Raw genomic sequence first — 12,269 nt, 5'->3', positions numbered from 1 at the left:
GGGCCCGGCCGCGTCCCCTTGGGATTGCGGCCGGGCCCGGTGGCGTCGTGGCGGGGTCAGTCCGTGAGGTTCACCGCGCGGGCCGAGGCCGCGCCGATCTCCTCGGCGATCTCGGTGAGCACCGGTGCCGGGACCGACTCGTCGACGGTGAGGGCCACCAGGGCCTCGCCGCCCTCCAGCGTGCGGGAGACCTGCATGCCCGCGATGTTGATGCCCGCCTCGCCGAGGAGGCGGCCCAGGGTGCCGACGACGCCGGGGCGGTCGGCGTAGCGGAAGAAGGCCATGTGGTCGGCGAGCGCCAGGTCGACGTCGTGGTCGCCGACGGCGACGATCTTCTGCAGGTGCTTGGGGCCGGCCAGCGTGCCGGAGACGGAGACCTCGGCGCCGCCGGAGAGGGTGCCGCGCACGGTGACCACGTTGCGGTGGTCGGGGGACTCCGAGCCGGTGGTGAGGCGGACCTCGACGCCGCGCTCCTGGGCGAACAGCGGGGCGTTCACGTAGGACACCGTCTCGTCGACGACGTCCTCGAACACGCCCTTGAGCGCGGAGAGTTCGAGCACCTTCACGTCGTGCTGGGTGAGCTCGCCGTAGACCTCGACGTCGAGCCGGACCGCGACCTCGCCCGCGAGCGCGGTGAAGATGCGGCCGAGCTTCTCCGCCAGCGGCAGCGCGGGCTTGACGTCCTCGGCGATCACGCCGCCCTGGACGTTGACCGCGTCCGGGACCAGCTCGCCCGCGAGGGCCAGCCGTACGGACTTGGCGACCGCGATGCCCGCCTTCTCCTGGGCCTCGCCCGTGGAGGCGCCCAGGTGCGGGGTGGCGACCACGTTGTCGAACTCGAAGAGCGGGGAGTCGGTGCACGGCTCGGAGGCGTAGACGTCCAGGCCGGCGCCCGCGACGCGGCCCTCCTTGAGCGCGTCGGCCAGGGCCGCCTCGTCGACGATGCCGCCGCGGGCGGCGTTGACGATGCGGACCGAGGGCTTGACCTTGTGCAGCGCCTCGTCGCCGATGAGGCCGAGCGTCTCGGGGGTCTTGGGCAGGTGGACGGTGATGAAGTCCGCGGCCTCGAGCAGTTCGTCGAGGGCGAGCAGCTTGACGCCCATCTGCGCGGCGCGCGCGGGCTGGACGTACGGGTCGTAGGCGACGATCTTCATGCCGAACGCCGCCATGCGCTGGGCGACCAGCACGCCGATCCGGCCGAGGCCCACCACGCCGAGGGTCTTCTCGGACAGCTCGACACCCGTGTACTTCGACCGCTTCCACTCACCGTTCTTCAGGGCGGAGTTGGCCTGCGGGATGTTGCGGGCGGTGGCGATGAGCAGGCCGCAGGCGAGCTCGGCGGCGGTGATGATGTTGGAGGTCGGGGCGTTGACGACCATCACGCCGGCCTTGGTGGCGGCGGAGACGTCGACGTTGTCCAGGCCGACGCCCGCGCGGGCGACGACCCGCAGCCGCTTGGCGGCCGCGATGGCCTCGGCGTCGATCCGGGTGGCCGAACGGACCAGGATCGCGTCGGCGTCGACGACGGCGGGCAGCAGCGCCGCACGGTCGGCGCCGTTGCAGTGCCGGATCTCGAAGTCCGGGCCCAGCGCGTCGACGGTGGCGGGCGAGAGCTCTTCGGCGATGAGTACGACGGGCTTGCGCGACGAAGCAATGCTCACAGGGTCTCAGTCCTCACTAGTCCAGTGGGGCCCCGCCCGTGCCGGTGAGGCCACGGGGAGGACGGCCGTCCCGACGGCCGAAGGCGGTGAAGGGGGCAGCCGCGTGGAAGACGCACGACGCTGTGAGCCTGACGCGTTGTGCTCCGCAGTGTATCGGTGGACACGGCCCCGGCCTGTGCCGATGCCCAAACGTCACCCGGCGGTGGCCGGACACGTCGGACATAAGGGCGGACACGGCGGCGGGCACGGCGGTGGACATGGCGGCGGACGCGACGGAACGGCGCCGGGCCGGGGCCTTCGCCCCGGCCCGGTGCCGTCGTTCGTCCGGCCGCATGCCGCGGGCGGACTACTCCTTGTCGTCGACCCAGCTCATCAGCTTGCGCAGCTTCTTGCCGGTGGTCTCCAGGAGGTGGTCCTCGTCGGCCTTCTTGTACTCGTTGTACTGCGGCAGGCCGGCCTGGTACTCCTTCATCCAGTTGTTGGCGAAGGTGCCGTCCTGGATCTCGCCCAGGACCTTCTTCATCTCGGCCTTGGTGGCGTCCGTGACGATCCGCGGGCCGGTGACGTAGTCGCCCCACTCGGCGGTCTCGGAGACCGACCAGCGCATCTTCTCCAGGCCGCCCTCGTACATGAGGTCCACGATCAGCTTCAGCTCGTGGAGGCACTCGAAGTACGCGATCTCCGGCTGGTAGCCGGCCTCGACCAGGGTCTCGAAGCCCGCCTTGACCAGCGCGGAGGCGCCGCCGCACAGCACGGCCTGCTCGCCGAAGAGGTCGGTCTCGGTCTCCTCGGTGAAGGTGGTCTTGATGACGCCGGCGCGGGTGCCGCCGATCGCCTTGGCGTACGAGAGCGCCAGCGCGAACGCGGAGCCGGAGGCGTCCTGCTCGACGGCCACGATGCACGGAACGCCGCGGCCCTCCTCGTACTGACGGCGCACCAGGTGGCCCGGGCCCTTGGGGGCGACCATGCAGACGTCCACGCCGGCCGGGGGCTTGATGAAGCCGAAGCGGATGTTGAAGCCGTGACCGAAGAACAGCGCGTCGCCGTCCTTGAGGTTGTCCTTGACGGACTCCTCGTAGACCTTGGCCTGGATGGGGTCCGGAACCAGGATCATGATGACGTCGGCCTCGGCCGCGGCCTCGGCGGGGGTGACCACGCGCAGGCCCTGCTCCTCGGCCTTCTGCTTCGACTTGGAGCCCTCGTGCAGGCCCACGCGGACGTCGACGCCCGAGTCGCGCAGCGACAGCGCGTGGGCGTGGCCCTGGCTGCCGTAACCGAGGACCGCGACCTTGCGGCCCTGGATGATGGACAGGTCGGCGTCGTTGTCGTAGAAGAGCTCGGCAGCCACGTGGAATTTCTCCTTGTTTCCGGTGTGTCCGGTGGTACGCCCCACCGTATGACGGGCGGGCGGGGGAAGGGGTCGGGGGATCGGGGTGCGAGGGGCGGCGGCCCGGTCAGGCCGAGCGGTCCAGGGCGCGCAGGCTGCGGTCGGTGATCGAGCGGGCGCCTCGTCCTATGGCGATCGTGCCGGACTGGACCAGCTCCTTGATGCCGAACGGCTCCAGCATCTTGAGCATCGCGCCCAGCTTGTCGCTGCCGCCGGTCGCCTCGATGGTGACGGCCTCCGGGGAGACGTCGACGGTCTTGGCGCGGAAGAGCTGGACGATCTCGACGATCTGGGAGCGGGTCTCGTTGTCGGCGCGGACCTTCACCAGGACGAGCTCGCGCTGGATGGCCGCGCTGTCCTCCAGCTCGACGATCTTCAGCACGTTGACGAGCTTGTTGAGCTGCTTGGTGACCTGTTCCAGGGGCAGCGACTCGACGTTGACGACGATCGTGATCCGGGAGATGTCGGGGTGCTCGGTCACCCCGACGGCCAGCGAGTCGATGTTGAATCCTCGGCGGGAGAACAGTGCGGCGACTCTGGCGAGGATGCCGGGGGTGTTCTCCACCAGGACGGAGAGCGTGTGCTTGGTCATGATCGGTCTCTCGGCTTTCTCGTCGCGGCGGGTCAGTCGTCGTCGATGCCGTCGAAGTCCGGCCGGACGCCGCGCGCCGCCAGGATCTCGTCGTTGGAGGTGCCGGCGGCGACCATCGGCCAGACCATGGCGTCCTGGTGGACGATGAAGTCGACCACGACCGGGCGGTCGTTGATGGCGTTGGCCCGCTCGATCACGGCGTCGAGCTCGGCGGGGTCCTCGCAGCGCAGCCCCACGCAGCCCATGGCCTCGGCGAGCTTGACGAAGTCGGGCACCCGGGTGCCTCCGGCGGGCTCCTGGCCGGGGCCGGTGGCGGTGCCGCCGTTGGAGACGCCGTCACCGGTGTGCAGCACGGTGTTGGAGTAGCGCTGGTTGTAGAAGAGGGTCTGCCACTGGCGGACCATGCCCAGGGCGCCGTTGTTGATGATGGCGACCTTGACGGGGATGTTGTTCAGCGCGCAGGTGACCAGTTCCTGATTGGTCATCTGGAAGCAGCCGTCGCCGTCGATGGCCCAGACCGTACGGTCCGGCATGCCGGCCTTGGCACCCATCGCGGCGGGCACGGCGTAGCCCATCGTCCCGGCGCCGCCGGAGTTGAGCCAGGTGCGCGGCTGCTCGTAGTCGATGAAGTGGGCGGCCCACATCTGGTGCTGCCCGACGCCCGCGGTGTAGATGGTGTTCGCGGGGGCGAGCTCGCCGATGCGCTGGATGACCTGCTGCGGGGAGAGGCTGCCGTCCTCGGGCTGGTCGTAGCCCAGGGGGTAGGTGGTGCGCCAGCGGTCGAGGTCGGTCCACCAGGTCGCGTAGCGGGTGCGGGCGGCCTCGCCCGCCCGGCCCTCGGCCTGTTCCGCCTGGACGGCGACGATCAGGTCGGCGATGACCTCGCGGGCGTCGCCCACGATCGGCACGTCGGCGACACGGTTCTTGCCGATCTCCGCCGGGTCGATGTCGGCGTGGACGATCTTGGCGTACGGGGCGAAGGAGTCCAGCCTGCCGGTGACGCGGTCGTCGAAGCGCGCGCCGAGGGCGACGATCAGGTCGGCCTTCTGCAGCGCGGTGACGGCGGCGACCGAGCCGTGCATGCCGGGCATGCCCAGGTGCTGGGGGTGGCTGTCGGGCAGCGAGCCCAGCGCCATCAGGGTGGTGGTGACGGGGGCGCCGGTCAGCTCGGCGAAGACCTTCAGCTCGGCGGTGGCCCTGGCCTTCATCACGCCGCCTCCGACATAGAGCACCGGGCGCTCGGCCTGGGCGATCAGCTTGGCGGCCTCGCGGATCTGCTTGGCGTGCGGCTTGGTGACCGGCCGGTAGCCGGGCAGGTCGGTGTGCGGCGGCCAGACGAACGTGGTCCGGGCCTGCAGGGCGTCCTTGGCGATGTCGACGAGCACCGGGCCGGGACGGCCGGTGGAGGCGACGTGGAAGGCCTCGGCGATCGTCCGCGGGATCTCGGCGGGGTCGGTGACCAGCCAGTTGTGCTTGGTGATCGGCATGGTGATGCCGCAGATGTCCGCCTCCTGGAAGGCGTCCGTGCCGATCGACTTGGAGGAGACCTGCCCGGTGATGGCGACCAGCGGGACGGAGTCCATGTGGGCGTCGGCGATGGGGGTGACCAGGTTGGTGGCGCCCGGCCCGGAGGTGGCCATGCAGACGCCGACCCGGCCGGTCGCCTGGGCGTAGCCGGTGGCCGCGTGGCCGGCGCCCTGCTCGTGGCGGACGAGGACGTGGCGGACCTTCGAGGAGTCCATCATCGGGTCGTAGGCGGGGAGGATCGCGCCGCCGGGGATGCCGAAGACGATGTCGGCACCCACCTCCTCGAGCGAGCGGATGAGGGACTGCGCACCCGTGACGTGCTCGACGGTCGCGGGCTGCTGGTGCGCCGCGCCGCTGCGGGGCCGCGGCTGCGGATGATGGGCCCCGGTGGCCTGCTCTGTCATCGACATTCTCTTCTCGAAGGCTTCGGATTCGACGGTTCGGCAGAAGGTTCGGCAAACAAAAAACCCCTCGTGCCGTAAGGCAAGCGAGGGGAGCGCGTCGGTGTGGTCAGCAGGGGCTTCGTGAGCGGCCTGCTTCAGCCGACGCGCTTTCCAAGTACGAGAATTCGGGTGCGCATGGGACCGACCCTCCCTCCGGCACACCTGAAGTGTCAAGTGGGTGGGACGGGCGTCTCATTATTTGAGCGCAATGGAGCATGGGCGAGCGCTCCGGCACCGCCCACGGCCCCGGATCGTACGGGCAGCGCACCCCCGACGAGCACCTCGTTTCCGCCGTTCGGGGGATCACCCGGAAGTGCGTACGGACCGCATTCGAGGGCGTGCCGCAGCCGGTGCTCGTCGAGGGCTCCGGCGAAGGCCGCGCCCTGTCCATGGGTGCAGCCCATGGCCCGCAGGGCGAGGGCCTGCTCGGGGACGTCCACGCCGTCGGCCACGGACTGCATGCCGAGATCTCCGGCGATCCGCAGCAGCCCCGCCGTGATCTTGTGCAGGCGGGGGGACTCGACGACGCCGTCGACCAGGCCGCGGTCGAGCTTGAGGACGTCGATGGGCAGCCGGCGCAGGGCGCTCATGGCGGCGTAGCCGCTGCCGAAGCCGTCGAGCGCGATGCGCACCCCGAAGCGCCGCAGCGAGGCCAGGCGCCGCTCCAGCTCGTCCAGCGGGACGCGCGGGTCGCTGCCGGACAGCTCCAGGACGAGCGATCCGGCGGGCAGGGCGTGGCGCAGGACGATCGCCTCGATGTCCTTGGGCGGCAGCGACTTGTCGAGCAGCCGGGCGGCGGGCAGCCGTACGTACACGGGCACGGCGTGACCCGCGCGGCGGCGCCGGCCGGCCTGCTCGGCGGCCTTCTCCAGCGTCCAGCGGCCGAGCTCGGCAGTGCGGGCGCTCTCGTCGCCGCGGTCCATCTCGGCCACCCGCAGGAACTCGTCCGGGGTGAAGAGGATGCCCTGGGCCGAGCGCCACCGGGCCTGCGCGGAGACGGCGGTGATGACGCCGGTGGCCAGCTCGACGACCGGCTGGTGCAGCAGCGCGAACTCGCCGTCGTGCAGGGCGGTGCGCAGCCGGGTGGCCAGCTCCGCGCGGCGTACGACGTCGGCCTGCATCTGGGGTGCGTAGAGCTCCACGCGGCCCTTTCCGGCCTGCTTGGCGCGGTACATCGCGAGGTCGGCGTTGCGCATGAGGGTGCCGGGGGTGATGCCGGGCTCGGCGAAGGCGACGCCGATGCTGGCGGCGACGCGGACCTCCGTGCCGCCCTCGACGAGGTAGGGCTGGGAGAGGGTGAGCCGGAGCCGGTCGGCGATCTCCAGGATGCGGTACTCGCGGGCGGCGGCGTCGCGGGTGCCGTCGCCGATGATGAGCGCGGCGAACTCGTCGCCCCCGAAGCGGGCGGTGGAGTCCCCGGCCCGTACCGAGTCCTGGAGCCGGCGGGCGGCCTGCACCAGGAGTTCGTCGCCGGCCTGGTGGCCGACGGTGTCGTTGACGGCCTTGAAGCCGTCGAGGTCGATGAAGAGCACGGCGGTGCCGGCGTCGGTGACTCTGCGGCCGGCGAGGGCCTGCTCGACGCGCCGGGTGAACAGGGCGCGGTTGGGCAGGTCGGTGAGCGTGTCGTGCTCGGCGGTGTGCTGCAACTGCGCCTGGAGGCGGACCCGTTCGGTGACGTCGCGACTGTTGAAGATCAGCCCGCCGTGGTGGCGGTTGACGGTGGACTCCACGTTGAGCCAGTCGCCGCCGCCGGAGCGGAAGCGGCACTCGATGCGGGTGGTGGGCTCCTCGGCGGGCGGGGCCGCGAGGAAGCGGCGCACCTCGTGCACGACGCGGCCCAGGTCCTCGGGGTGGATCAGCGAGGCGAGCTCGGAGCCGACGAGCTCCTCGGCGTCACGGCCGTAGACCCCGGCGGCGGCGGGGCTGACGTAGCGCAGTATCCCGGTGGGCGCGGCGATCATGATGACGTCGCTGGAGCCCTGCACCAGGGAGCGGAAGTGGTTCTCCTTCTGGGCCAGTTCCTGGGTGAGGGAGATGTTGTCGAGCAGCATGATGCCCTGGCGGACCACGAGCGCCAGGACGACCGTGCAGCCGGTGAAGAGCACGACGCGGTCGACGCGGTGGCCGTCGAGGACGTTGTAGAGGATGCCCAGGGTGCAGACGGCGGCGGCGAGGTAGGGGGTGAGGGCGGCGAGCGAGCCGGCGATGGGCCGGCTGGAGGCGGGCAGGGGCCGCGGGCGCCTGCCGGGGGTCTCCTCGCCCTCCTCGCGGGCCACCCAGGGCGCGTACGCCATGAGCAGGTAGCCCGCGAACCAGCCGGCGTCGAGGATCTGGCCGGAGCGGTAGTGGTCGCGCAGCAGCGGCGAGGTGAACAGCGCGTCGCACAGGACGGTCAGGGCCAGGGCGGCGATGGCGGTGTTGATGGCGGAGCGGTTGGCCGAGGAGCGCCTGAAGTGCAGCGCCAGCACCATGGACACCAGCACGATGTCCAGCAGCGGGTAGGCGAGGGAGAGCGCGGCGTGGGCGACGGTCTCGCCCGCGAAGTGCGCGGTGTGGGCGAGGGCCAGGCTCCAGGAGAGCGTCAGCAGCGAGCCGCCGATGAGCCAGGAGTCGAGCCCCAGGCAGACCCAGCCGGCCCGGGTGACCGGGCGGCGGGCCAGGACCAGCAGGCCGATGATGGCGGGCGGCGCGAAGAGCAGGAAGCAGAAGTCGGCCGGGGAGGGGCTCGGCACGGGCCGGTTCAGCACGACCTCGTACCAGCCCCAGACGGCGTTGCCGAAGCCGGCCATCGCGGAGGAGGCGGCGAACAGCAGCCAGGCGGGCCGGAAGCGGGTGCTGCGGGTGCGCCCGTACCAGAAGCAGGAGACGGCGGCGAGGCCGGCGGCGCCGCTCAGGCCGAAGTCGCCCATGGTGGTGGCGAGCTCGGCCGAGCCCCAGCCCAAGGCGGCGCCCGTGGCGTAGCCGCCGCAGATCACGGCGAGGAAAAGCTGGGAGAGCACGCCCGGCCCTCCGGCGGGGGCGGGCCGGCGGGCCAGCGCCGCTCCGGGGGCGCTCACCGCGCCGCCGTCCGGGGCAGGCCGGGCCATGGGAGCCACAGGACCGGGGTCGCCGTGCCGTGCGGCCGTGGTCCGCGCCTGAGCCGCGTCGGGTAGATCGTCCATTGGCCGTGCATCGCCCGTCGCCCCCCTCGAGTGCCGGTACATCGCTGCGTCCGTACGGTGCGCGGCGCAGCCCCCGTCGGGACGATACACCAGACTCGTCACTCAGGGACATAGCTCATATACATAGCGTAACTAGGTACCGGATTACGGATACGGAGCGCAGCCGAATGATGTCTCTACGTGGTAGCGGGGCGTTCGCGGCCCGGAACGGCTACGCGGTGGCTACGACATTTCGCAGAGGCTCGTCCAGTACGAATCTGGCCAGCTGATCGCGCAGGAGGGCCTTGGCCCGGGGCAGGTAGGCCGAGGAAGGTCCACCCACATGGGGGGTGATCAGGGCTCCGGGCGCCTTCCACAGCGGGTGACCGGCGGGAAGGGGCTCGGGGTCGGTGACGTCCAGGGCGGCGCGCAGCCGGCCCCGCTCCAGCTCGGTCAGCAGGGCCTCGGTGTCCACGACGGCGCCGCGCGCGATGTTGACCAGGAGCGCGCCGTCCTTCATCCGGCCGAGGAACGCGGCGTCGGCCAGGTGCCGGGTCTCGTCCGTGAGCGGGGTGGCGAGGATCACCACGTCGGCGTCGGGCAGGAGTTGAGGCAGGGCGGCGACCGGCTGCACCGGGCCGCGTGCTGTCGTGCGCGGGGAGCGCGCGACGCGCACCACCCGCGCGCACTCAAAGGGAACGAGCCGGTCCTCGATGGCCGCGCCGATCGAGCCGTAGCCGACGATGAGCACCGACTTGTCGGCGAGCGCCGGGCGGAACTCCTGCCGCCACTCCCCCGCGTCCTGCGCGCGGACGAAGCCGGGGATGTCGCGCAGGGCGGCGAGGGTGAGCGCCAGGGCCAGCTCGGCGGTGCTGGCGTCGTGCAGCCCGCGGGCGTTGCACAGCAGCGTGCCGGACGGCAGCAGCGGGACGGCGGGCAGGATGTCGTCGACGCCCGCGGTGAGCGTCTGCACCACCCGCAGCCGGGACATCTCCGGCAGCGGGCGCGCGGAGACGGCGGTGCCCTTGAGGTACGGCACGCAGTAGAACGAGCACTCGGCCGGATCGGTGGGGTAGTCGGGCCCGCCGTTCCAGTGGGCGTACCGGAGCCCCTCGGGCAGGCCCTCGATCTCCTCGGGCTCGATCGGCAGCCAGGCCAGGGGGAGGGCGGCGGAACCGCTGTGATCTGCGCTCATGTCTGGAGGCTATGCGAAGGGGCCCCGGAGGCAGAGGTTACTTTGGGGGCGAGGAACGGGAGGGGTACGGCCGGTGGACCGCAGGACAATCGGTGCGACGGCGCTCGAAGTGGGGGCGATCGGCCTCGGGTGCATGCCCATGCACTGGGCGTACACCGCCTCCCAGCAGAACGGCGAGACCGCGCTGCGCACGATCCACGCGGCCCTCGACGCGGGGGCCACCCTGCTGGACACCGCCGACATGTACGGGCCGTTCACCAATGAGTTGCTCTTGGGGCGGGTGCTGCGCGAGAGGCGGTCGGAGGCCTTCGTCTCGACCAAGTGCGGGCTGCTGGTGGGCGAGTCGCACATCGTCGCCAACGGCCGGCCCGGCTACGTCAAGCGGGCGTGCGACGCCTCGCTGCGCCGGCTGCAGACCGATGTGATCGATCTCTACCAGCTGCACCGGCCGGATCCGGAGGTGCCGGTCGAGGAGACCTGGGGGGCGATGGCGGAGCTGGTCTCCGCCGGGAAGGTGCGGGCGCTGGGGTGGTGCGCGATCGGCGCGCGGGCCCAGCGCAGGCCCGGCGCCGGGGCGCGTTCCGGGCCGCGCTCCGGGCCGCGTTCCGGTGCGGGGATGTACGACGCGACGATCCGCCAGCTCGAGCGGGTGCAGCAGGTCTTCCCGGTCAGCTGTGTGCAGGCGGAGTTGTCGGTCTGGTCGCGGGAGCCGCTGGACCGGCTGGTGCCGTGGTGCGCGTCGCGCGGGGTGGGACTGCTGGCCGCGATGCCCCTGGGGAATGGTTTCCTCAGTGGCACCCTCACCCCCGGCCAGGGCTTCGAGCCGGAGGACGTCCGCGCGCGGCACCCGCGCTTCACGGCGGAGATGATGGCCGCCAACCAGCCGATAGTCGCCGGGCTGCGCCGGGTGGCACACCGCCACGACGCCACCGCGGCCCAGGTCGCCCTGGCCTGGGTGCTGGCCCAGGGCCGGCATGTGGTGCCGGTGCCGGGCACGAAGAAGGCGCGGTGGGCGGTGCAGAACGCCGAGGCCGCCGGACTGCGGCTGACGCGCGAGGACTTCGCCGAGATAGCCGCCCTGCCGAGGGCGATGGGGTCCTGGGACTGAGCGGGCCGGGGTGTATGAAGGACGCGTGATGCACGCCGCCGAGGCGAGAGGACCCTCACCGTGCGCCCTTCACGACGCCGCCCGACCGCCGTGGCCGCCGCGCTGCTGATCGCCGCCACGGGCTGTTCGGACGGCGGCGGGAGGCCCGGCGGCGGACCGGAGAGCCGGACGTCGCCGTCGGGGACGGCGCCCGCGTCCGCCGGGGCGCCCGCGAAGGGCTCGGCCGAGGTCGTCCGTACGCTCGCCACCGGGCTGCCCTCCCCGTGGGGCGTGACCACCCTGCCCGGCGGCGACCTGCTGGTGGGCTCGCGCGACACCGGCAGGATCGTCCGGATCGCGGCCGGGGACGGGCGGCGGACCGAGGTGGGCTCGGTGCCGGGGGTCGCGGCGGCGGGCGAGGGCGGGCTGCTGGGCCTGGCGGTCTCCCCCCGCTTCGCCGAAGACCGCACGCTGTACGCGTACTTCACCACCGAGTCCGACAATCGCATCGCCCGCATGCTGGTCAACGACAAGCGCCCGGCGGGCGAGCAGCTGACCCCGCCGGACACCGTCCTGCGCGACATCCCCAAGGGCACCGTCCACAACGGCGGCCGCATCGCCTTCGGCCCCGACGGAATGCTCTACGCCGGCACCGGCGAGGGCGGGCGGCGCGAGCTCGCCCAGGACCCCGCCTCCCTCGGCGGCAAGATCCTGCGCATGACCCCCGACGGCGAACCGGCCCACGGCAATCCGCGGGCCGACTCGGTCGTCTACAGCTACGGCCACCGCAACGTGCAGGGCCTGGCGTGGGACGCGGACAAGCGCCTGTGGGCGTCGGAGTTCGGCCAGGACACGTGGGACGAGCTCAACCTCGTCGAGCCGGGCCGCAACTACGGCTGGCCCCGGGCCGAGGGCAAGGCGGGCAGGCCGGGCTTCGTCGACCCCGTCGAGCAGTGGCGCCCCTCCGACGCCTCCCCCAGCGGCCTCGCCTACGCGGCCGGCTCCCTGTGGATGGCCGGCCTGCGTGGGGAGCGCCTGTGGCGCGTCCCGCTGCGGGGATCGCGGCCCGTGGCGGCGCCCCGGGCGTTCCTCGTGGGGAACTACGGGCGGCTTCGCACGGTTGTCCCTACGGACGACGGCGGACTGTGGCTGACGACGAGCAACACGGACGGACGGGGAAGGCCCGGGCCACAGGACGACCGGCTGCTCCGCCTGAAGGTGACATGACGGACGGGAG

The 12,269-nt window shown here is 72.3% G+C and carries 8 protein-coding genes; 2 read left to right on the top strand and 6 right to left on the bottom strand.

All coding sequences use genetic code 11. The features are described from left to right. Nucleotides 1-56: 56 nt before the first annotated feature. The 6 genes from serA to J1792_RS21140 form a co-directional block, all read right to left on the bottom strand. Nucleotides 57-1,661: a phosphoglycerate dehydrogenase gene (gene serA, locus J1792_RS21165; protein ID WP_207247988.1), complete on the bottom strand. Its 1,605-nt coding sequence runs from the start codon at nt 1,659-1,661 to the stop codon at nt 57-59. A 346-nt stretch (nt 1,662-2,007) separates the two neighbouring features. Then, entirely contained in the window at nt 2,008-3,009 is a 1,002-nt protein-coding gene (gene ilvC, locus J1792_RS21160; RefSeq protein WP_086571419.1) for a ketol-acid reductoisomerase, read from the bottom strand. A 106-nt stretch (nt 3,010-3,115) separates the two neighbouring features. Continuing rightward, nucleotides 3,116-3,640 (bottom strand): acetolactate synthase small subunit, encoded by a 525-nt coding sequence (gene ilvN / locus J1792_RS21155; protein WP_189451234.1) that lies wholly within the window; start codon nt 3,638-3,640, stop codon nt 3,116-3,118. A 32-nt stretch (nt 3,641-3,672) separates the two neighbouring features. Further along, a complete protein-coding gene (locus J1792_RS21150) occupies nt 3,673-5,577 on the bottom strand; it encodes an acetolactate synthase large subunit (RefSeq protein WP_207247987.1) in 1,905 nt (634 codons plus the stop codon). Between the two features lie 203 nt (nt 5,578-5,780). Continuing rightward, the gene (locus J1792_RS21145; protein ID WP_107431009.1) at nt 5,781-8,696 is read right to left on the bottom strand and encodes a putative bifunctional diguanylate cyclase/phosphodiesterase; all 2,916 of its coding nucleotides are present in this window, start codon (nt 8,694-8,696) and stop codon (nt 5,781-5,783) included. Between the two features lie 286 nt (nt 8,697-8,982). Beyond that, nucleotides 8,983-9,945, bottom strand: coding sequence for a 2-hydroxyacid dehydrogenase (locus J1792_RS21140; protein WP_207247986.1), 963 nt, complete (start codon nt 9,943-9,945; stop codon nt 8,983-8,985). 73 nt (nt 9,946-10,018) lie between these two features. Here J1792_RS21140 and J1792_RS21135 point away from each other — a divergent pair, with 73 nt between their 5' ends. Then, complete coding sequence (locus J1792_RS21135) at nt 10,019-11,053, top strand: aldo/keto reductase (RefSeq protein WP_086568042.1); 1,035 nt, start codon at nt 10,019-10,021, stop codon at nt 11,051-11,053. A gap of 60 nt (nt 11,054-11,113) precedes the next feature. Continuing rightward, nucleotides 11,114-12,259: a PQQ-dependent sugar dehydrogenase gene (locus J1792_RS21130; RefSeq protein WP_179198822.1), complete on the top strand. Its 1,146-nt coding sequence runs from the start codon at nt 11,114-11,116 to the stop codon at nt 12,257-12,259. Nucleotides 12,260-12,269: the final 10 nt, after the last annotated feature.

The organism is Streptomyces triculaminicus (assembly GCF_017349075.1).
GTDB lineage: Bacteria > Actinomycetota > Actinomycetes > Streptomycetales > Streptomycetaceae > Streptomyces > Streptomyces triculaminicus.
Note: the sequence above shows the minus strand (reverse complement) of the source record. Positions and strands in the feature narration are given on the sequence as shown.